Genomic DNA, 20,490 nt, shown 5'->3' on the forward strand with positions numbered 1-20,490 from the left:
CTATAAATAATAAAAATAAAACTACATTGTATTTCTTATTCAAAACAGTTATCACCAATTTCCTTAATTCCCAAAATAGTAGACCCCATGTCAACTACAGCATATCCAAATTTTGTAATATTTTCGTAATTAGCTCCAGATTCAGCAATGGATATTAAAGCAGAAGCGGCTGCCTTGATACCTCCTACTGCTGCTATAAATTGTTTAATTTTAACAAGCATACCAATACCAACAGCAGCAGATCCTACCGCCCAAGCAACTGCACCGACACATCCCCAAAAGTCCCTGAACTGTACTTCATTATCAAATTTTAAATCTATGCCTTTACTAAGCATATATTTATCAATTTCTTCCTGATTTCCTCTTTCCAACATTCCTTGTGGCATTTCATCTACTGCTTTTAAAATTAATAAAATAGATTCTTCCGATAAATCTTTAAAAGTATTTCCAAGTTTTGTAGCTGAAGCCACCTCATTAGCATGAACAACTGAAACACCTTCTGTAAGTGCTATATTCAATATTACTGTACTAAGTAATGCAACACTCAGCATTTTAATTTTTTATTCCTAATCAAAAATCCTCCTCTCTATATTTTTTTGATTAGGAATCTTAATAATTTACAGTTATATTATAATAAAAATCAAAGCGTCATCAATGCATACATCTTGTTTTTTTGAACAAAAACAGAAAAACTGTCAAATAATGTCATTGAATTAAGAAACTCAAATACGATTCTGTATTTGAGTTTCTTTTATTTGAAAAAACAGTAAAAAGCGCAAAAAATCAAACCAGTCTGAGTTTTTCTTATGATCTTAAGTTTTTCAAAAGAGTTTGGGCTTTTTCTAAATTAAAAGTTTTTTCAGCAATCAAGCTTTCTACTAGCTTAGGTACTTCTTTCTCTGTAGCTCCTGCTAAAAGTGCTAGAGATTTTGCTTGAAGTTTCATGTGTCCATGCTGGATCCCTGTGCTGACCAGAGCTTTAAGTGCTGCAAAGTTTTGAGCGAGACCAATCGAAACGATAATTTGAGCCAATTCTTTGGCAGATGGATGACCAAGCAACTCATGGCTGAGAACGACTCTAGGATTGAGACCAATTGATCCACCCTTGGTAGCAACCGGCATCGGCATGGTCAGCTCTCCTATTAGCTCTTCTGTTTCCAAATCCATCGTCCAACGACTGAGACCTCGATAGGAACCATCATGACTGGCATAGGCATGCGCTCCCGCTTCGATAGCCCGCCAATCATTTCCAGTAGCAATCAAGAGAGCATCGATTCCATTAAATATTCCCTTATTGTGAGTAGCTGCTCGATAAGGATCTGCCTGAGCAAACTGGCTGGCTAAAACCATTTTTTCAGCTAGTTCACGCGCTTCATCCTTCTGGCGACTCAAATAACGAAAGGCAATCCGACAAGTTGCAGTTACTAGAGAATCTGTTGCGTAGTTGGATAAAATGCCCATTAAACTTTGCCCTTGACTTAGAGCCTCTAAGCTAGGTTTTAAAGCTTCAAGCATGGTATTGAGCATATTAGCTCCCATGGCTTCCTGAGTATCCACATGGAGATAAACCACTAAAAAATCAGCCTCACCAGAAATTTTCTCAACTGTTAGCTCTCTGGCTCCACCACCACGTTTGACAATAGATGGATAGGCTTGGTTTGCTTGTTCGAGCAGCTCTGCTTTCTGACTCAAAATAGCCTGACATGCTTTATCCCTATCTGGAACCTGATAAAGAGCTACCTGACCAATCATTTGGCGTTGATGAACCTGAGCAGTAAAACCACCCGCACGTTTGATAATCTTACTAGCAAAACTAGCTGCAGCAACAACAGATGGCTCTTCGGTCACATAAGGAACGGTGTACTCTTGACCGTTTACCAGTACTTCTGGAACTATTGAGTATGGAAGCGAGAAGGTCCCCACCACATTCTCACTCAGCTGGTCCGCAACTGCTAGACTAAGATTTTCATTTTGCTCAAGACTGTCTTGGGCTTCCATAGAAGTAAGCGCCTGAGACTTAACGAACTCAAGGCGCTCTTGAATTGATTTTTTAGCAAATCCATTCCAATTTTTTTTCATTATTTTTCAACCTTGCTGTAGCGACGTTGGTGTTCTACAATCTCAACCAGAGCATAGTCCTGTCCTTCATAGCCTGACATGGTTGCAGAACCAGACTCATCAAAGTTTGCTTCCTCAAAGAAGATTCGTTCATAATCAGCTACGCTCAATGCTTGACGCTGGTCTAGCAAGTCTAAGCGATTTTTCCGCAATTGCTTTTCAAAACCTTCAACCAATACTATACTAAAGAACTCAGATACAGCACCACTACCATAGCTGTAGAGGGCAATCTTATCCCCAGCTTTGAGACTATCAGAATTTTCAAGTAGAGACAAGAGACCTAAGAAGAGTGAACCTGTATAAATGTTCCCAACTTTTTGGCTATAAATAATAGATTCATCAAAGTGCTTTTGAAGCAAGTCCTTCTTCTCTTGAGGCAAGGATTTGTCTAGGATTTTTTTCAATCCTTTGAGAGCTAGCTTCGGATATGGCAAGTGGAAACATACAGCTTCAAAATCGTCCAAGTTACAGTCATAACGCTTTTGGTACTCTTCCCAAGTCGTTTTTAAGCTATCAAGATATTGCTGCGTTGAGTAAACCCCATTTACAAATGGTGTTGTCGAGTAATTTGGACGCCAGAAGTCCATAATATCACGAGTTTGCGCAACGTTATCGTTGTTGAAGACCATAACACGTGGGTTTTGGCTAATCAACATAGCAACACAGCCTGCACCTTGAGTTGGTTCTCCAGGAGTTTCAACACCATACCTTGCAATATCGCTGGCCAGCACTAAAACTTTTGATTTAGGAGAATTTTCTACATGTAACTTAGCATAGTGAAGGGCCGCTGTTGCACCATAGCAAGCTTCCTTAATTTCAAAACTACGAGCAAATGGTTGAATCCCAAGCAAACCGTGTACAAAGACAGCTGCAGCTTTACTCTGGTCAATCCCAGACTCTGTCGCTACGATAACCATATCAATCTCTTGCTTATCTTCTTCAGTCAGGATAGAATTTCCTGCACTGGCAGCCAAGGTAACAATATCCTCTGTTAAAGGAGCGATACTCAATTCTTTTAAAAGGAGTCCTTTACTCAATTTTTCAGGATCAATTCCTCGGGTTTCTGCTAAATCTTGTAATTTCAAAACGTATTGACTGGTCGCAAAACCAATCTTATCAATACCGATTGTCATATTTACCTCTATTTTTATCATTCATTGTAAAAAATCGTTCACCTCTATTTTATCACAATTGAGGTCAAATGAGCGAAAAAAGACTTGATTCACCAAATCAAGTTCATTTTAAAAACCTTATCTCATTCTGAAACTAGCTCAACAAACTGACCTGAAGCGCTATAAAAAATCGAGTCTTAGCTAGCTCGATTCTTTTTGAGATAATGATACAATTTCAACAAAACTGTTCCACTTGCCATTCCAATGGAGATAACGAGAGCCAACATCATGACTAACATGGCACTAGAAATGGCATGGCCGTAGTCACCTGTAACGAAAAAGGAAGTTGTTCGATAGGACAGATAACCTGGTACTAGTGGTGCCAGTATAGCCAGAGCAAAAACAACTGCTGGAGTCTTGTAGAGAATACTCATAATCTGGCTGACACAAGAACCAATCACCGCAGCAATAAAAGTTGCCAAAATAACATTGGTTGGTTCCTTGAGTATCAGATAGAGTAGCCAGATAGACATTCCCAAAACACCACCAGGTATCAGCATGGAACGCTGGACATTTAAAACGATTAAAAAAGTAATAATAGCTAGCAGACTAGCTATAGCCTGTAATAAAAATGTTGATACTGTCATATTAGTTCATGAGTACGAGGGCGACTGATGTTCCAGCCCCTAAGGCAAGGGTAATCAGCAAGGATTCAAACATCTTGCTCATACCAGAGTTAATGTGATTAGTCATAATATCTCGAACAGCATTGGTCAGGGCAATTCCAGGTACAAAGGGCATGACCGCACCCGCAATGACCAAATCAGCTGTCGATGGTAAACCAGAATAGCGCGCCCAAAATTGTGCAATCAAACCAAAGACAAGTGCTCCTGCGAAAGCAGTCATAAAAGGGATACGAATAAACTTCTCTACATAGAGAGAGCAGGTAAAAGCAAACAAGGTCGCCACTCCTGCTCCGATGGCATCGTAGACATTCCCACCGAACATGATAGAGAAGAAAGGAGCACTGAGGGTCGCTGCAGCAGTTAGTTGAACATTGGTATAGGGAGATGCCTTGGCATTCAATTCCTTTAGTTGGATAAAGGCTGTCTCCAAATCCAACTGTCCTGATACAAGCTGCCGTGAAATCTGGTTGACATCACACACCTTCTCAATATTATAAGCAGAGGAGGTCACTCGCTTCATACGAGAGATATTTGTATTTTCAATGGAGAAAAAAATGGCGGCAGGCATGGCTAAAACATTACAATCCATAATGCCCTGTGAATGAGCAATCCGAATCATGGTATCTTCAACACGATAAATCTCAGAACCATTACGAAGTAAAATCGTTCCTGCCAGCATGATGACATCAATAACTGCATTCAGTTTTTTTGATTCTTCCATGTTTCCCTCCTTTTTCAAACTCCATTTTATTTTATCATAATTTCGAAGGAAAAAAAATCTTTGCCACAAAAACTGTGACAAAGATTATTTAGTTATCTGTGTTGTGTTCGTCCGCGTGAGTTTGCGTAGACGAAGATGGTGTCGATGGACTTTGTGATGGCACCGTATTGTCCGTTCTGTTATTATTGCGTTGGCTCGAAGATGGAACAGAAGAAGATGATGGTGGAGTTTTTGGTTTATAAATAGAAATCTTTATACGTGTCGTACTTAGATCAACTTTCTCACCTAGTTTTGGACTTTGATCCACAACAGTTCCTTCAGCAGTGCCCTCAGGAGCTGTCGATACCTCTACTACTTCGATATTAGCTTCCTTGACACCAACAATTTGAATTAAGTTATTCTTTGTAAATTCAAGACTTGAGCCAATATAACTTGGCATGGTTACGGTTGTCACCTTTTTAGCAACAGTCAAAACGATAGAAGTTGCCTTGGTAAGATCATAAGTTGTACCTTCTGCTAAGCTCTGTTTTAAAACCACACCTGGTTCTGATTCACTGGACTCTTCTTCTTCAATCTTAATCAGATTTTCAGGAACCTTTTTCCCTTTCAATTCTGCAATAACATCAGTAGATTTGCGTCCAATATAGTTTCCAATCTTAAATGATTGTTTACCTGAAGATATGATTAGATTAACTTTAGACCCTTCCTTGCGAGCTGAGCCAGCATCTGGATCTGTTCGGATGACCCGACCTTCTTCTACGGTATCACTCGCTTCGGTCTTCTCCTCACCAATCTCAAAATTCGCTTTTTTCAAGGTTTCCTTAGCTTCAGCAACAGTTTGACCTGCAACTTTTGGAATCTCAACAGTAGCTGGTGTTCTGGATAAAATCCACACCAGAGAAGCGGCAACCAGTACGAAACTTGCTAGTAGAACTAGATAACGTGCCTTAAAACGACGTTTTTTTACTGGTTTTTCCACAGATTTTTTAGCACTTACTTCTGGGCTAGCTTTAGTTGCCTGATGGCTTTCTGTCTGTGGTTGAACCTTAGGAATAGAGGTCAAGGTTGTCTGAGAAACTTTTGGCAATGTCTTTGTGTCCGCCTTAGTAGCATCATCAAAAACAAGTTTAGGTTCATTTCTGCGGTTATAAGATAGACTGCTAGATAAATCAACATACATCTCTGAAACCGACTGGTATCGATCTGTAAGCTTTTTAGCAGTTGCTTTGATGACCACATTCTCCAAAGCTTGGGGAACAGATGGATTTTCAGCTATAACCGAAGGGAGAGGTTTTTGGAAATGCTGGAGGGCTATAGTCACTGCACTATCGCCATCATAAGGGATATGCCCTGTCAACATCTCGTAGAAAATAATCCCCATGGCATAGATGTCACTCTGGACAGTTGCCTTAGAGCCACGAGCCTGCTCAGGTGACAAGTAGTGAACAGAGCCCAGCATAGAGTTGGTCTGAGTCAGACTTGTCTCTGCAAAGGCTACAGCAATCCCAAAGTCCGTCACCTTAGCCGTTCCATCAGGAGTCAAAAGAATATTTTGAGGTTTTAAGTCACGATGGACAATACCTTTAGTGTGCGCCAAGCGCATCGCCAAGAGAATCTGACCCATGATACGGACAGCTTCTTCATTTGAGAGGGGATAGTGTTCTTTGATATAGCGCTTGAGATCAAGACCAGCTACATATTCCATAGCTAGGTACTGTTGACCGTCCTCTTCGCCGATATCCGTTATCCGAACGATATGGGGATGATCTAAGTCAGCCATTGCACGCGCTTCACGCTGAAAACGAGCAACAGCAATCGGGTCAGTCTGGTAGTTAGTCCTTAGGACCTTTACAGCTACCTCTTCCCCATCTAAAATCAAATCCTTGGCCAGGTAGACATCTGCCATACCTCCACGGCCAATTTGTTTGATAATCCGATACCGCCCGGCAAAAATCTTGCCGATCTGGATCATTGTGCCGCCTCCTCCTCAATCGAAACAAGGGCAACTGTAATATTATCAAGGCCACCAGCATTGTTAGCAAAACGTACTAAAGTAGCTGCCTTATCATCAAGCGAAATATCGCTTGTCACAATATCATAGATCTCACTGCCTGAAATCATATTGGTTAGACCGTCGCTATTCATGACCAGATAGTCACCTGGTTCCAAGCTGACAATTCCAAAATCAGGTTGAATTTCGTCTTTTTGTCCGATAGATTGGGTGATGATATTCTTTTGTGGATGTGCTTCAGCTTCTTCAGGTGTCAATTGACCTGCCTTAAGCAATTCATTGACCAAAGAATGATCACTGGTCAATTGATGGTATTCTTCACCACGAATCAGACCGATACGAGAATCTCCAATATGAGCATAAATAGCTTGATGATCAATGATTGCAAGGGCTTCTAAAGTTGTCCCCATTCCCTTGTAGGCTTCATCACGCCCCATTTGATAAATCTTTTGATTTTCAACTTCTAGATGGTGGGCAAACCATTCGCGAACTTCATTGACCGTGTCAATCTGGGTATCTACCCATGACACACCCAAGTCAGTCACAGCCATTTCGCTAGCAATATTTCCTGCGCGATGACCTCCCATCCCGTCAGCCAAGATAATCATTGTACAACCTGCTCGGTTGACAAAAAGATTGACATAGTCTTGATTATTTGTACGTTTCTGACCCACATCTGTTAATAATGAAATCTCCATTGTGTCAGTTCCTTCCTAATCGGATATCTTGCGAAATTGGCTGATGAAGAATCCATCACTTCCGTATAATTCCGGAGTAATGAGGATACAACCATTTTTCACGATATCCTTACATTCGTGTTCTAGTTTAACCTGCTCGAACTCTGGATGACTTTCTAAAAATGCTTGAACCACTTGAAAGTTCTCTTCAGAGACAATAGTGCAGGTACTATAGGTTATTATACCACCTTTTCGTAGTGTTTGACAAACACTACCTAATATTTCCAGCTGAATTTCCTGTAATGACGCGAAATCTGCCGTTTCTTTATTGTATTTGATATCTGGTTTTCGACGCAATAGACCAATCCCTGAACAAGGAGCATCTACTAAAATCTTATCAAATTGATCCTTGCCAAAAAACTCATGCACCTTTCTGGCATCCAATTTTTGTGTTTGGACACGGTCTGCTACGCCTAAACGCTGAGCATTTTCTTGAATCAAATTGAGTTTATGATCATAGAGATCTAGAGCCGTTACCTGACCTGTCGTCAAATAAGATGCCATATGGGCTGTTTTCCCACCAGGAGCTGCACAAGCATCTAAAACCTGCTCGTCACCTTGTAGCTCTAGTGTAGGTGCAACCAGTTGACTTGACTCATCTTGGATAGTAATAAGTCCTTCTGAAAACAAGTCATGACTAGCAAAATGTCCCTGTTCCTTAACCAGACCAGCAGGAGATAAAAGAGAATCACTTGCACCAAGCAGAGCTTTGATTTCCTCTTTTCGGCTCAAATCTGTTACGCGAATACTGGCTTTATTACGCTTCAATAGACTTTCAAAAATAGCTTGCGCTCGCTCTTCTCCATACTCTTCCTTGAGTTTCGAAATCAACCAAACTGGTAAAGAGTAGGCGATAGAATCACGCTTATTTTTACGCTTGATAGAGGCAATATCTGGCAAACCTTCACGCAAGATACGGCGCAAAACTGCATTGACTAGTTTTTCACTGCCTTTCTTACGATATTTTGCAATTTCTACTGCTTCATTGACTACTGCATGGTCAGGAAGTTTATCTAGATATTGGAGTTGATAGACGCTCATGAGAAGCAGAACATAGAGCCAGTTGTCTAGTTTGTCTCTATCTTGGATAAAATGAGACAGGTACCACTCCAATGTAAGTTTTCGAGCTACAGTTCCATACACAAGCTCTGTTACCAAGCCCTTATCTGTCAGAGATAGCTGACTTGCTTTTAAGTGTTTATTTAAGGCAATATTTGAGTATGCTTGATTGATAAACACATCTTCTAATACTGCTAGAGCTAGACTTCTAGCCGTTTCTACTTTAGTCACCAAATCGTTCTCCTACTGTCAAGGTACGTCCAACACCATTAAGGAAGGAAGCAATGTCCATCTTAGGTTTCCCTGCTGGTTGAACCTGTCTGAGAGATAGAGCCCCCTCTGCTGTTGCGACGATTAATTCTTTCTTACCGATGGAGATAATCTCACCCGGATTCCCCTTCCCTTCTACAGGCTGAGCTTCATAGATTTTGAAGCGTTCTCCCTTGAGGAAAGTATGAGCAACTGGCCATGGATTCATCCCACGGATTTGGTTAAAGAGTTGACGATTGGTCTTGTTCCAGTCTAATTTTTCTTCCTCAGGTTTGATATTTGGTGAGAAAGTTACTTGGCTTGGGTCTTGTGGTTCTGGTTGAATCTCGCCAGCAATGTATGCAGGCAAAGTATCCAAAAGCAGATCACGACCAACAATTGCCAATTTTTCAAACAAGGTTCCAACATTGTCCTCATCGGTAATGGGAATACTGCGACGAGAAATCATATCTCCGGCATCCATTTCCTTAACCATTTCCATAATGGTTACTCCTGCCTCCTCATCACCCTGAATCAAGGCATAATGGATAGGAGCACCACCACGGTGTTTAGGAAGGAGCGAAGCATGAACATTGACTGCAAAATCCATGCTATCAAGGAGTTTACTTGGGAGAAATTGCCCAAAGGCGGCTGTTACAATCCCATCAGCACCCAAATTCATGATAGCTTCCATTTCTGGACTACCTGATAATTTTTCAGGTTGATAGATAGGAAGTCCTGCCTCTTTGGCAGCTTGTTTAACTGGTGTTTCTTGGATAACTTTTTTACGTCCGACAGCACGGTCTGGCTGAGTTACAACTGCTAGAATCTCATATCGATCATCTGACAAAAGTCCCTTCAAAACGGTTGCTGAAAAATCGGGAGTCCCCATAAAGATTAATTTTGTCATATCTTCTCCTTCTTATAAAAACTGTTGCGGTTCGTGGTCAATACTGAGACGAAGTTCGCTATTTTCCCGTTCTTGTGTCAAGGCCAAGACCTGGTTAAGGGTTGGACCCAGCTCATCTTCTAAACGGTATTTAATTAAAATCTGATAATGATAGAGGTTATGCGTACGAGCAATCGGTTTAGGGGTCGGTCCTAGGATTTTACTAGCATCCGACAAACCAGACCTCAAAATACCCATGACTTGATAAGCACGTCTAAGAACCTCTTCCTCTTTTTTATGAGACAAGGTAATCCCAATAGTGAAATAATAAGGCGGGTAACCCAACTGACGTCTGATACCCATTTCATAGGCATAGAAACCTTCGTAGTCCTGATCCTTGGCAAAACGAATGGCATAATGCTGAGGATTATAGGACTGAATCAAGACCTGTCCTGCTTTCTCAGCTCGACCTGCTCGTCCAGCTACCTGGGTCAAGAGTTGGAAGGTTCTCTCAGAAGAACGGAAATCAGGCAGATTCAAGGCTGTATCCGCATTGAGAACACCAACCAAGGTCACATTTGGAAAATCCAAGCCCTTGGCAATCATCTGGGTTCCTAGCAATATGTCCGCTTCACCATTGCCAAATTGTTCAAGTAGAGCTTGGTGACTGCCTTTTTTACGAGTTGTATCTACATCCATTCGCAGAATGCGAGCCTCTGGAAAGAGTTCAGCCAGCTCATCGTAGGCCTTTTGAGTTCCTGTTCCATAGTAACGAATACTGCGACTCTGACAATTTGGACAGACATGAGGAATTTCTTTGGAAAAACCACAATAATGACAGTTCATCGTCTTGGTATCCATGTGCAGCGTCAGAGAAATATCGCAGTTCGGACAGGTATCCACGGTCCCACATTCCCGGCACATGACAAAGCTAGAGTAACCACGGCGATTGAGCATGAGAACAACCTGCTCTTTTTTATCTAATCGATCTTTAATGGCCTCAATCAGTGGTGGTGTAAAATTTGATGTTTCATTCTGCCCGATATAATCACGGAAGTCAATCAGTTGAACTTCAGGAATGCTTGCTAAAGGATTGGCCCTTTGCGTCAGGCGGAGATGTTGATAAACACCCTTGCCAGCACGCGCACGACTTTCTAAACTCGGTGTTGCAGAACCAAGGACTAGGGCAGCTTGATTGTACTGAGCTCGTAAAATGGCCACATCTCTAGCATGATAACGAGGATTACTGTCTTGCTTGTAGCTGGCCTCGTGCTCCTCATCGATAATGATTACCCCTAGATTTTTCAAAGGTGCAAAAATGGCAGACCTAGCACCAACAACTACCTGGGCTTCTCCTCGTTCCACCTTGCGCCATTCATCGTACTTCTCACCATTGGACAAGCCAGAGTGGAGAATGGCAACTTTCTCACCAAAACGAGCAATAAATCGCTCGGTCATTTGAGGTGTCAGAGAGATTTCTGGGACTAGAACAATCGCTGTTTTTCCCAAATCCAAGGCCCCTTGGATAATCTGCAAGTAAACCTCCGTTTTCCCACTTCCAGTGATTCCTTGTAAAAGAAATGGAGGGTGTTTCTTCCCAATCGCTCCAACAACCGCCTCACAGGCTTCTTTTTGCTCTGGGTTTAACTCTAGGGCTTGATTCGACTCAATCCCTTCAAAGTAGGCAGCTGAACGTTGGACTTCCTTTTGCACGATGGTGATAGCACCATGTTCCACAAAAAAGTTAACTTGTTCGCGTGAGTAATGTTCTAACAAATCAGCCAAAGGAACTGTTTCAGGATGTGCTAATAAATATTCTCGCAATTCCAATTTCTTCTTGGCACGATTTGAGATTTCTAGCTTTTCTAATTTGTCAAGATTCACTTCAACCCAAGACTGAGTCTTAACTTTCTTCTGATCCACAGCTTGATACTCTAGTTTCAAGAGCCCTTTTCGAGTCAATCGCATCATCTCAGCCTGCTTTTCTATGTCTAGAGATGAAAATGCTAGAGACTCCTGTGAACCGAATAATCGTTCTCTATCTTCTTGACTTAAGCCTTCCAGAGGATAGAGGATCTTATCATAGCTAGAGTTCAAAAATCCAGGGAGCATAGCTTTTAGAATGGAAATTTTGTAGGAGAAGACTGATTTACGTAACTCCTCTGCTAGCCAGAGTTGTTCCTCTGTTAAAACAGGAGAAAAGTCCAGCACCTCGGCAATTTCTTTCAAATCTTCGTCTGCCACATTTGCATCAGATTGAGACTCCATTCCAAGAACAATTCCCTGAATCAAGCGATTGGCCTTCCCAAAGGGTACATGAACCCGCATGCCGACTTCCAACATTTCCTCAAATTCTTCTGGAATCTTGTAGCTATAGGGCTGGTCTGTCTGCATCAAGGGAACATCCACAATGATTTTTGCAATAGCCATATCCTCACCTCCTTCTCTTCTTAAATCCTTTTAATTGATTGAGTATTCTTGCAATAGAAAAAATAAGATTGAGTCCCCCCAACCTTAAATTTTTTCACCTTCTTCTTTTTCTTTCGCGATTTGCTCTTTGATTTTCTTTTCTTCTTCTTCTTTCAATCGTCTTTCTTCTTCGATACGACGACGAACAGCTTCGCGTTTCCCTTCTGGATCTGGGTGGATGGTTACATTCCCTGATTCAATTTCTTCCAAGGCACGAAGAGTAGATTTCTCAGATTTAAATTCTTGAGTTGGAGGTGCTCCAGCTTCTAATTCGTGAGCACGTTTTGCTTCCAAGATTACGAGTGAATATTTTGATGGTACCTTATCAAGCAAGGTATCAATAGAGGGTTTAAGCATCATTTGTTTGTACCTATTTTCTATAGTTTATCGAATAGTCGGAGACTTTGGTAGCATATCCTGATAGTGACCAATCACTCGGTCCACACGGAAATGTTCAGCTTCAATCACACGTTTTACACGTTCTGCGGCAAGAGGAACATGGTCATTTACAATAGCGTAGTCATACTCACGCATCAAAGCAATTTCTTCCTTGGCTTTTTCGATACGCTGAGCAATTACTTCTGCACTATCGGTACCACGGCCTACGAGACGGTCTTGCAATTCTTCCAAATCTGGTGGTGTCAAAAAGATAAAGACAGCATCTGGAACTTTTTTCTTGACCTGAAGAGCTCCCTGCACTTCAATTTCAAGAAAGACATCGATTCCCTTATCAAGCGTTTCATTGACATAGGTCAGAGGAGTTCCATAGTAGTTACCCACATACTCTGCATACTCTAACATTTGCCCTTGACGGATCAATTCTTCAAATTCTTCCCGTGTACGGAAGAAATAATCAACACCATCTACTTCACCTGGACGTTGTGCCCGCGTTGTCATAGATACAGAATATTGAAATTGATTTTCAGAACTCTCAAAAATTTCTCGTCTAACCGTTCCTTTCCCAACTCCTGAAGGACCTGAAAAAACGATTAGTAAGCCTCGGTCTGCCATTATGTCTCCTTTGGATAGTTTGTGAAATGACTTGAAAATTTCTGTAAGATTATATATCTAAAGCCATTTCTGCTCGCTACAATCTTTCTATCTAGTGTAACAAAAAAGCAGTAATTTTTCAACTGCTCTTTCTTATTTATTTTGCATAATCAACTGCACGAAGTTCACGAATCACGGTTACCTTGATATTTCCTGGGTAATCGAGATTGTTTTCGATTTTCTCACGAACTTTATGAGCCAAGATTGTGACCTTGTCATCTTTGATTTGACCTGGATTTACCATAATGCGGATTTCGCGACCAGCTTGAAGGGCAAAGCTATTTTGAACACCTTCAAAGCTATTAGCAATTTCTTCAAGATCATGGAGACGTTTGATGTAGCTTTCGAGTGACTCACTACGAGCTCCTGGACGGGCAGCACTCAATGCATCCGCTGCAGCAACGATGACTGCGATCACACTTTCAGGTTCTACATCTCCGTGGTGACTAGCAATGGTATTCACCACAACTGGGTGTTCCTTGTACTTGCGAGCTAACTCGGTACCAATCTCAACGTGGCTACCTTCTACTTCACGGTCAATGGCTTTACCAATATCGTGAAGGAATCCCGCACGACGAGCAAGGGTAGCATTTTCACCAAGTTCGCTAGCCATGATACCAGCCAACTTAGCAACTTCAATCGAATGACGCAAGACATTTTGTCCGTATGAAGTACGGAACTGCAAGCGACCCATGATCTTCATCAAGTCTGGATGAAGGTTCGGTGCACCAATTTCATAGGCTGCGGCTTCACCATATTCACGAATCTTGTTATCAATCTCTTGACGATTTTTCTCAACCAACTCTTCGATACGAGCTGGGTGGATACGTCCATCCTTAAGCAAGGTTTCCATCGTCATACGGGCAATCTCGCGACGAATAGGATCAAAACCTGACAAGGTTACCACTTCTGGCGTATCATCAATAATAACATCAACCCCTGTCAAACTTTCAAAGGTACGAATATTACGCCCTTCACGACCAATGATACGACCTTTCATAGTATCATCAGGCAGATGAACTGTAGAGTTGGTAGACTCAGCTACATACTCACCAGCAATTCTCTGCATGGCTTGAGACAAGATATCCTTAGCCAATTTGTCTGAACGTTCCTTAACTTCTTGCTCAGCCTCACGAATGCGACTAGCAATTTCCTTAGTCAAGTTTTCCTCTGTCTGGGCCAAGATAATGTCTTTTGCTTCCGACTGAGTCAGAGTTCCAATACGCTCTAGTTCAGCTTGCTTTTGTTTCTCAATTTCTTCTAGTTGCTCTTCACGTACATCAAGGTTTTTTGCTCTATCAGAAATACTTTGTTCTTTTTGTTCAAGTGTTTTTTCTTTGTTCGTCAAATTGTCATCTTTACGATCAAGACTGCTAGCACGTTCGGTCAAACGACTTTCGATTTGCTTGAGTTCTTGACGTTCTGATTTAAATTCAGCGTCCACTTCTTCACGGTATTTTCTGGCTTCTTCTTTGGCCTCCAATAGTGCTTCTTTTTTAAGAGACTTGCTTTCGCTCTTAGCTTCATTGAGTAATAAATCCGCTTCGCGCTCAGCTTGTCCTCGTAAATTAGTTGCTTCTTGTTCAGCATTTAAAAGCATCAGCTCTGCAGCCTCTTGTGATGATTTCATCTTGACTGAGATGCTGACATATCCAATGACTAAACCAATGATGACGGCAAAAACAACGATAACAATCGCCATAATTTCCATGTTTTTACCTCAATTTATTTGTTTATCCGAATGATATGCATTCTTATACATTCTACCATAAAAAATCATTTTTAACAAACCTTAAATTGAAGTTGTTTTGGTCATTTCAAGTCTAAAAAAGCTTATTTTTCCTAATAAAATAAGCGATTCTCCCTAAGTAAATTTTTAAAGATTTTTTTAGAAAAAAATAAGTTAAAAAGCCTACCTTTCAGTAGACTTAATAATGATCTTTAAAGGATAAGAAAGCGACGCTATCTGCATCCATCATGTAAATCAAGCAATTTTCTGCTTCAATACGACGTGACCAAGCTCCTTGGTAATCATACTTGAGCGGTTCTGGTTTACCAATTCCTGTAAAAGGGTCGCGTTGAATATCCTTGATTAGTTTATTGATTCTTTTCAATGTTTTCTTATCTTGGTTTTGCCAGTAGCAATAATCAACCCAGGCATCTTCTGTAAACTTGAGCAGCATTTCTTACTCCTCAATAACATGGACCTGAGTGCTTCCAGCACGGACTTGGGCCATTCCTCGCAAAACCTTATCAGAAAGTTCCTTGTTTTGAGCAATTCTCAGGGTTTCTTGAATACTATCCCACTCACTCTTTGAAAGGACTACAATGTCCTCGTCTGGATTTTTATTGACCACCGTCAAAGGCTCAAATTCATCGTTTACTTTCTTCATGTAGTCCTTTAAATGATTTCGGAATGTTGAGTAAAGAACTGCTTCCATAACCATACCTCGTTTTACCTCTTTTCCACTATTATACACGAAAAGAAAGAAATTGTCAGGAACTTGTACAAGATTTTCTTTTCTATCTATTTATACTCAATGAAAATCAAAGAGCAAACTAGGAAACTAGCCGCAGGCTGTACTTGAGTACGGAAAGGCGACGTTGACGTGGTTTGAAGAGATTTTCGAAGAGTATTATTCGTAAAAAATCTCAAAAAGCCTACCTTTCAGTAGACTTAGTTTGTTTCTATTCTAATCGGCACTCTTCCAAAATTCTGCTCTGCTATACTTGGATTTCCTAGTTGGTAAATCTGGTCTGCCTTTTGAGTCATGGCATCCCAGGGTTCTTTGCCAATTCGGCTGACTAGATTGACCTGCCCTTTCAGAGACTTAAGGTGTTGTCTGCCTTTTTCGGTAAAACCAAGGACATGAATGGCTTCTGGCAAGTCACCTTCTCTAGCCTGCACCAAGATATAGGTCAAGAGGCGTCTGACACGCGCCTTGGTGTAACGTTTGGTCGCAACTGCCTCAACCAAGTCTTCCACAGACTGGGCTATCTTGATGGCATCCTTGATGCGCACTGCCATTTCCTGATTGACCTGATAGATAGTGGTTAGGTCTGGATTGGACAAGATTTGATAGCGGAGCAAGGGAAAATAGTCTTCCCAGCTCACCTTACTGGCCTGCTCAAATAGGGCAATAGAAGGCATAAAGCGTTCTAAGAAATCTTGGTCCTTCTGGTGCTGACGCAGGGCTGTCGCCGAGGCAAAGTCCACATATTTATCCACAGAATGGTAACCAGCCCCCTGACGCTGAATCGGATGCATCTTGATATTTCGTCCTGCAACTGCCTTGGCATAAGCCAGAGCAAGGACATGATTGGGTGTATTGCCAGAAAAATCTAGACCTGCAAATTCCTTCCACATGGCTTGGGTTTTCTGGGGATAAGAGAGAGAGTCAGGCAAATTTTCCACAAATTTCTCCATCTCAGCACCTTGTTCTGTGTATAAGTCAGCGATTTTTTGATAATCTAGAACTTCTTCTGTCCCAAAAGCGAGGTTCTCAATACCCAGCCGAGCCAAGATATCCACAGCTCCTTGGCCAAAGAAATCCGCCGCCTGAACACTGACTAAAAATGGCAATTCTACTACCAAATCTGCTCCATTTTCCAGAGCCATCTGGGCTCGTGTCCACTTATCCACGATAGCAGGCTCTCCACGCTGCATGAAATTCCCTGACATGGCAACGATTTTTAGCCCCTCAGCCTGATTTAGCAGGTATTTATGCCCATTATGAAAGGGATTGAACTCCGCGATAATACCTGTGATTGTCATGATAATCTCCTACTTCTGCGCCACAAAAAACCAACGGGTGCTGGTTTCTGTAGGCTCTTTGTCCTCAAAGTCCGCATAGAGTTTGAAGGACTTAAAACCGGCCTGTTCCAGCAAAATATCATAGGTCAAGACCTCATAAGTCCGCTCCTCATGCACTTCATCGTGGCGACTAAAGGAACCGTCAGCCTCCTTGATAAAGAAGGTCAACTCATGAACGATAGAGTGAGGTGCAGCGTCCTCATAGGTATCCCAGAGCATAGCAAAATCTTCCGCATTTTCATGATAAGAATAGCCTGGAAAAACTTCGTCTGTCTGGTAGGTCGAATGCACATCAAAGATGAAGATGCCATCTTCGTTGAGAGCATTATAGACTTCCTTAAAGACGTCCCCGACTTCCACCTCATCCTGCATGTAGCAGATTGAGTCCGAATAACAAGTAACAAAGTCATATTGACCTGCCTTGGACAGATCCAGCATATTGCCTTCTATAAAAGCAATTTTTTGCTTGGCGGAAGCAGCCCTCTTCTCAGCAATCTTCAGCATATCCGCACTTAAATCCAGTCCAGTCACATCAAAACCAGCCTGAGAAAAGCGCACAGACTGGATGCCTGTACCACAAGCCAATTCCAAGAGTTTCTTTCTCTCCTTGGTCTTAGGTAAGTGACGCAGAGAAAAATCCGTCCATTTGTTGTATAAACTATCGTCCATGACTGCATCATAGACTGCCGCAAAGGTTTCATAAGTTGCCATAATTAAGATACAAAGAGCGTTAAAAGCAAGGAGAAAATAGGAAACTTTCTGCTGTATCGTCAGATACAAAGGAAGTTTATCTTTTTCTCGCAGCTTTTAGCTCGTGTTCAGTTTCGAGATGAACAAAACACGACGCCCTCACCTTTCCATCAATTTTCTAAAATAAGCAAAGAAACCCAGTTGACTACAACTGAGTTCATCTTCTAAGCAAGAGCTTTTGAAATATCTACTGAATTCGCCTCATGCCATAGTTTTTCTAGGTTATAGTGGGCACGCATTTCTTCTGAAAAGACATGCACAACGACAGCACCAAGATCCAGCAAGACCCAACCTCCAGCTGCATCGCCTTCGACATGGCTACCTTTAAAGCCAGCATCTGCTACTTTTTCACGAATATTATCAGCAATAGCGTCCAACTGACGGCTATTCATTGAGCTAGTGATCACAAAGTAGTCCGTCACGCTAGTCAAATCTTGTACATCAAGTGCGAGGATATCCTCCGCACGTTTCTCATCAGCCGCTTTCACGACTAGTTCTAGTAATTCTTTTTCGTTCATTTAGTCCTCTTTTAAAAAATATGTTTATAATCTAGGACATCTGCAAAGCGATCCTCCCAAATGTCCTCATAAAATTCATTTATCGTTTCTGCTGGAATGTCATCCCCATCAAAGGTTGTGACAGCACCTTCTGGAATAATAAGCTGATAGCCATATTCAAAGGCAACCTTGACAGAGGTATCCACACAATATTCTGTCTGCATACCACATAAAACTAATTTTTCAATCCCCTGTTTATCCAAGTATTCTTTTAAGCCAGTTTCTTTGAAAATACTGTTATACTTCTTCTGAAAGACCTTTTCATCAGGTTTTCGATTTAAAAGCGCAGATAACTGCCAATCTTCTGATGTTTGAGCTTCAGAGTTCTCAATATGTTGAACATAGATAATTTCAATATTCTTGCTTCTAGCTTGGTTTTGTAAATAAGAAATTTTTTCCAATAGTCTCTCTGTCTTAAAACCTGTTTCCACTAAAATATTTTGTACATCAATAATAATAAAAGCCGTCTTCATTTAGTCCTCTTTCAAATAGTGCACAAAGGCGTTATAGGTTTCAAGGGTTTGGTGATAGATAGGGAATCCCTGGTGAGCTAGATGCTCCACGGTACGAGCTGTTTCGTAGGCCACTGCCTTATCAAGCGATAGACTTGCAATCTCACGTGCCACATCCACTCCTGGAAAGACACGATTGTGCTCGATATAGTCTGCGACATAGATAACCTTATCTAGGTCTGTCATCTGACCAGCCCCGACTGTATGGATTTCAATGGCTCGCAGGATTTCAGAATCATGCAAATCCAAATCTTCCTGAATCTTGTAGATGCCAACCATACCATGCCATACATTATTGCCCCAGTTTTTGAGGTCAGGGTCTAGCTGATAATGGTCAATCAAGCCTAAAAATTCCTGATCTGACAGCTTCTTAGCATAATCATGGAGAAGGCCTGCTAGTCCTGCTTTCTCACTATCCACACCAAAGCGCTGAGCCAGTTCTATGGCTGCACGCTCCACACCCAAGCAATGGGTTAACCGTTTCTCGGGTAGAAGCTCTGCCATTTTTTCCAACAAAGCCTCACGGGAGCAGTTGATATAGTCTTGATAGGCCATCAGTAGAGCCCCTCCTTCTCGATGTAGTCTAGCACCGGCTGAGGTAGGAGAAAGTTGGGTTTCCGACCTTGGGCAAGGAAGTCACGCACCATGCTGGACGAGATATCCATGAGAGGCACATCCACCCAGATAACGGGATAGGAAGTCCCTGCCTTGTAGCGTGGGCGCTGAACCCCTACAAACTGAACGAGGTCGACCAATTCATCAATTCTGTACCACTTAGGCAGATAGTCTACCATGTCAGCACCGATAATGAAATAGTAATCTGTGTCTGGATTCTTCTCTGTCAGAATCTTCATGGTGTCGTAGGTGTAAGAAATACCCTTACGTTCTAGTTCGATCGTTTCAATAGCTAGACCTTCGACTCCATCAATCGCTAACTCAAGCATTTTGAGACGGTGGTGTTCAGGAATGGTTTCCTTTTTATCTACGTGAGGTGGTTGATATTCGGGCATGAGCAAAACCTGGTCCAATCCCAACTGTTGGCGCACTTGGTCTGCCACGATCAGATGGGCATTATGAACGGGATTAAAATTTCCACCCAAAATACCGACTTGTTTACGTTTTTTATCCTTGATTTCAGGCTCTAACTCCACTTTTGTAAAGGGAGTTAATAATTCGATTGCCATAGGTTAATCTCCTTTACTTTTCTGTAAAAACAGTTTTTGGGAGTATCGTTCTTAGATTTCTTTTACTTTTTTAGAAATCTTGCGATTTTCTTTCTTGCTTGATTGTTTATACAAAATCAAGATGCGTCCGATTTTTTGGACTGTATCCACACCGATTTCTTCTTCCAAGATTTCAGCTACTTCGTGGATATTCTCATCTGTGTTTTGCAAGAGAGTAACCTTGATCAATTCACGCGCATCAAGTGCCTGACGAACGCTGGTTTTGATTTGGTCGTTGAGTCCATTTTTCCCGATTTGGATGATGGGTTTGAGGGTGTGTGCCTGGCTGTTGAGGAAGGCACGCTGTTTCGATGTTAATGACATATTCTTTCTTCCTTTTTTGATAGTTATTTTAGGTGGGGGGGGCGGTCGGAACTAATTTTTCAATGATTTCATCTTTGAAAAATGGATTTCCTGACCTCACAATCGAGCCTAAGTCTCAATTGTGCCCCTTGCCAATCTATGGATTGGCAAGACACCACGGCAATAACTATCTTTTTATGAGCTCACTTTGTTCGCTCAGTGATTTTATT

General features: G+C 41.6%; 22 protein-coding genes. All 22 read right to left on the reverse strand.

Annotated features, from left to right (window positions below):
- Positions 1-35: 35 nt before the first annotated feature.
- The 22 genes from QM374_RS04770 to yhbY all read right to left on the reverse strand — a co-directional run bounded on the left by QM374_RS04770 (position 36) and on the right by yhbY (position 20,281).
- A complete protein-coding gene (locus QM374_RS04770; RefSeq protein ID WP_049549278.1) occupies positions 36-551 on the reverse strand; it encodes a hypothetical protein in 516 nt (171 codons plus the stop codon).
- A 253-nt stretch (positions 552-804) separates the two neighbouring features.
- Positions 805-2,079 (reverse strand): hydroxymethylglutaryl-CoA reductase, degradative, encoded by a 1,275-nt coding sequence (locus QM374_RS04775; RefSeq protein WP_049549277.1) that lies wholly within the window; start codon positions 2,077-2,079, stop codon positions 805-807.
- Positions 2,079-3,251 (reverse strand): hydroxymethylglutaryl-CoA synthase, encoded by a 1,173-nt coding sequence (locus QM374_RS04780; RefSeq protein ID WP_414311029.1) that lies wholly within the window; start codon positions 3,249-3,251, stop codon positions 2,079-2,081. The genes QM374_RS04775 and QM374_RS04780 overlap by 1 nt, the downstream gene beginning before the upstream one ends.
- A 176-nt stretch (positions 3,252-3,427) precedes the next feature.
- Positions 3,428-3,877: a threonine/serine exporter family protein gene (locus QM374_RS04785; RefSeq protein ID WP_414311030.1), complete on the reverse strand. Its 450-nt coding sequence runs from the start codon at positions 3,875-3,877 to the stop codon at positions 3,428-3,430.
- Between the two features lies 1 nt (position 3,878).
- Positions 3,879-4,637 carry a threonine/serine exporter family protein gene (locus QM374_RS04790; RefSeq protein ID WP_414311031.1) on the reverse strand — a complete coding sequence of 253 codons (759 nt, stop codon included), beginning with the start codon at positions 4,635-4,637 and terminating at the stop codon, positions 3,879-3,881.
- An 88-nt stretch (positions 4,638-4,725) separates the two neighbouring features.
- Complete coding sequence (pknB, locus tag QM374_RS04795; protein ID WP_414311032.1) at positions 4,726-6,609, reverse strand: Stk1 family PASTA domain-containing Ser/Thr kinase; 1,884 nt, start codon at positions 6,607-6,609, stop codon at positions 4,726-4,728.
- Positions 6,606-7,346 (reverse strand): Stp1/IreP family PP2C-type Ser/Thr phosphatase, encoded by a 741-nt coding sequence (locus QM374_RS04800; protein ID WP_414311033.1) that lies wholly within the window; start codon positions 7,344-7,346, stop codon positions 6,606-6,608. The genes pknB and QM374_RS04800 overlap by 4 nt, the downstream gene beginning before the upstream one ends.
- 15 nt (positions 7,347-7,361) lie before the next feature.
- Entirely contained in the window at positions 7,362-8,675 is a 1,314-nt protein-coding gene (rsmB, locus tag QM374_RS04805; RefSeq protein WP_414311034.1) for a 16S rRNA (cytosine(967)-C(5))-methyltransferase RsmB, read from the reverse strand.
- Positions 8,668-9,603: a methionyl-tRNA formyltransferase gene (fmt, locus tag QM374_RS04810; protein WP_414311035.1), complete on the reverse strand. Its 936-nt coding sequence runs from the start codon at positions 9,601-9,603 to the stop codon at positions 8,668-8,670. The genes rsmB and fmt overlap by 8 nt, the downstream gene beginning before the upstream one ends.
- Before the next feature lie 12 nt (positions 9,604-9,615).
- Positions 9,616-12,012, reverse strand: a complete 2,397-nt coding sequence (locus QM374_RS04815; RefSeq protein WP_414311036.1) for a primosomal protein N' — start codon at positions 12,010-12,012, stop codon at positions 9,616-9,618.
- An 84-nt stretch (positions 12,013-12,096) separates the two neighbouring features.
- Positions 12,097-12,411 carry a DNA-directed RNA polymerase subunit omega gene (rpoZ, locus tag QM374_RS04820; RefSeq protein WP_045763172.1) on the reverse strand — a complete coding sequence of 105 codons (315 nt, stop codon included), beginning with the start codon at positions 12,409-12,411 and terminating at the stop codon, positions 12,097-12,099.
- A 24-nt stretch (positions 12,412-12,435) separates the two neighbouring features.
- Positions 12,436-13,062 carry a guanylate kinase gene (gene gmk / locus QM374_RS04825; protein WP_000775049.1) on the reverse strand — a complete coding sequence of 209 codons (627 nt, stop codon included), beginning with the start codon at positions 13,060-13,062 and terminating at the stop codon, positions 12,436-12,438.
- Positions 13,063-13,198: 136 nt separating this feature from the next.
- Complete coding sequence (locus QM374_RS04830; protein ID WP_070461168.1) at positions 13,199-14,812, reverse strand: ribonuclease Y; 1,614 nt, start codon at positions 14,810-14,812, stop codon at positions 13,199-13,201.
- Positions 14,813-15,029: 217 nt separating this feature from the next.
- A complete protein-coding gene (locus QM374_RS04835) occupies positions 15,030-15,284 on the reverse strand; it encodes a Txe/YoeB family addiction module toxin (protein WP_414311037.1) in 255 nt (84 codons plus the stop codon).
- A 3-nt stretch (positions 15,285-15,287) separates the two neighbouring features.
- Positions 15,288-15,542: a type II toxin-antitoxin system Phd/YefM family antitoxin gene (locus tag QM374_RS04840; RefSeq protein WP_000388572.1), complete on the reverse strand. Its 255-nt coding sequence runs from the start codon at positions 15,540-15,542 to the stop codon at positions 15,288-15,290.
- A 236-nt stretch (positions 15,543-15,778) separates the two neighbouring features.
- Complete coding sequence (locus tag QM374_RS04845; protein WP_265471502.1) at positions 15,779-16,876, reverse strand: nucleotidyltransferase; 1,098 nt, start codon at positions 16,874-16,876, stop codon at positions 15,779-15,781.
- Between the two features lie 9 nt (positions 16,877-16,885).
- Positions 16,886-17,626 (reverse strand): class I SAM-dependent methyltransferase, encoded by a 741-nt coding sequence (locus tag QM374_RS04850; RefSeq protein ID WP_265471498.1) that lies wholly within the window; start codon positions 17,624-17,626, stop codon positions 16,886-16,888.
- Positions 17,627-17,829: 203 nt separating this feature from the next.
- A complete protein-coding gene (gene rsfS / locus QM374_RS04855) occupies positions 17,830-18,183 on the reverse strand; it encodes a ribosome silencing factor (RefSeq protein WP_414311038.1) in 354 nt (117 codons plus the stop codon).
- 11 nt (positions 18,184-18,194) lie between these two features.
- Positions 18,195-18,695 carry a cysteine hydrolase family protein gene (locus tag QM374_RS04860; RefSeq protein ID WP_414311039.1) on the reverse strand — a complete coding sequence of 167 codons (501 nt, stop codon included), beginning with the start codon at positions 18,693-18,695 and terminating at the stop codon, positions 18,195-18,197.
- The gene (gene yqeK / locus QM374_RS04865) at positions 18,696-19,289 is read right to left on the reverse strand and encodes a bis(5'-nucleosyl)-tetraphosphatase (symmetrical) YqeK (protein ID WP_414311040.1); all 594 of its coding nucleotides are present in this window, start codon (positions 19,287-19,289) and stop codon (positions 18,696-18,698) included.
- On the reverse strand, positions 19,289-19,918 hold the full coding sequence (locus QM374_RS04870; protein ID WP_414311041.1) for a nicotinate-nucleotide adenylyltransferase: 630 nt from the start codon (positions 19,916-19,918) through the stop codon (positions 19,289-19,291). The genes yqeK and QM374_RS04870 overlap by 1 nt, the downstream gene beginning before the upstream one ends.
- Before the next feature lie 51 nt (positions 19,919-19,969).
- A complete protein-coding gene (yhbY, locus tag QM374_RS04875) occupies positions 19,970-20,281 on the reverse strand; it encodes a ribosome assembly RNA-binding protein YhbY (protein ID WP_000060171.1) in 312 nt (103 codons plus the stop codon).
- Positions 20,282-20,490: the final 209 nt, after the last annotated feature.

It is taken from the genome of Streptococcus infantis (genome assembly GCF_047465525.1).
GTDB classification, from domain to species: Bacteria; Bacillota; Bacilli; order Lactobacillales; family Streptococcaceae; genus Streptococcus; species Streptococcus infantis_R.

Excerpts from the sequence above, each read along its gene's own strand:
- pknB (WP_414311032.1), bottom strand. The coding sequence starts at position 6,609 with ATGATCCAGATCGGCAAGATTTTTGCCGGGCGGTATCGGATTATCAAA.
- QM374_RS04870 (WP_414311041.1), bottom strand. The coding sequence starts at position 19,918 with ATGGCAATCGAATTATTAACTCCCTTTACAAAAGTGGAGTTAGAGCCT.
- QM374_RS04860 (WP_414311039.1), bottom strand. The coding sequence starts at position 18,695 with ATGAAGACGGCTTTTATTATTATTGATGTACAAAATATTTTAGTGGAA.
- QM374_RS04850 (WP_265471498.1), bottom strand. The coding sequence starts at position 17,626 with ATGGCAACTTATGAAACCTTTGCGGCAGTCTATGATGCAGTCATGGAC.
- QM374_RS04845 (WP_265471502.1), bottom strand. The coding sequence starts at position 16,876 with ATGACAATCACAGGTATTATCGCGGAGTTCAATCCCTTTCATAATGGG.
- QM374_RS04800 (WP_414311033.1), bottom strand. The coding sequence starts at position 7,346 with ATGGAGATTTCATTATTAACAGATGTGGGTCAGAAACGTACAAATAAT.
- QM374_RS04770 (WP_049549278.1), bottom strand. The coding sequence starts at position 551 with ATGCTGAGTGTTGCATTACTTAGTACAGTAATATTGAATATAGCACTT.
- QM374_RS04785 (WP_414311030.1), bottom strand. The coding sequence starts at position 3,877 with ATGACAGTATCAACATTTTTATTACAGGCTATAGCTAGTCTGCTAGCT.
- QM374_RS04840 (WP_000388572.1), bottom strand. The coding sequence starts at position 15,542 with ATGGAAGCAGTTCTTTACTCAACATTCCGAAATCATTTAAAGGACTAC.
- rpoZ (WP_045763172.1), bottom strand. The coding sequence starts at position 12,411 with ATGATGCTTAAACCCTCTATTGATACCTTGCTTGATAAGGTACCATCA.
- QM374_RS04815 (WP_414311036.1), bottom strand. The coding sequence starts at position 12,012 with ATGGCTATTGCAAAAATCATTGTGGATGTTCCCTTGATGCAGACAGAC.
- fmt (WP_414311035.1), bottom strand. The coding sequence starts at position 9,603 with ATGACAAAATTAATCTTTATGGGGACTCCCGATTTTTCAGCAACCGTT.
- QM374_RS04835 (WP_414311037.1), bottom strand. The coding sequence starts at position 15,284 with ATGCTGCTCAAGTTTACAGAAGATGCCTGGGTTGATTATTGCTACTGG.
- QM374_RS04830 (WP_070461168.1), bottom strand. The coding sequence starts at position 14,812 with ATGGAAATTATGGCGATTGTTATCGTTGTTTTTGCCGTCATCATTGGT.
- QM374_RS04790 (WP_414311031.1), bottom strand. The coding sequence starts at position 4,637 with ATGGAAGAATCAAAAAAACTGAATGCAGTTATTGATGTCATCATGCTG.
- yqeK (WP_414311040.1), bottom strand. The coding sequence starts at position 19,289 with ATGGCCTATCAAGACTATATCAACTGCTCCCGTGAGGCTTTGTTGGAA.
- rsfS (WP_414311038.1), bottom strand. The coding sequence starts at position 18,183 with ATGAACGAAAAAGAATTACTAGAACTAGTCGTGAAAGCGGCTGATGAG.
- gmk (WP_000775049.1), bottom strand. The coding sequence starts at position 13,062 with ATGGCAGACCGAGGCTTACTAATCGTTTTTTCAGGTCCTTCAGGAGTT.
- QM374_RS04775 (WP_049549277.1), bottom strand. The coding sequence starts at position 2,079 with ATGAAAAAAAATTGGAATGGATTTGCTAAAAAATCAATTCAAGAGCGC.
- yhbY (WP_000060171.1), bottom strand. The coding sequence starts at position 20,281 with ATGTCATTAACATCGAAACAGCGTGCCTTCCTCAACAGCCAGGCACAC.
- QM374_RS04780 (WP_414311029.1), bottom strand. The coding sequence starts at position 3,251 with ATGACAATCGGTATTGATAAGATTGGTTTTGCGACCAGTCAATACGTT.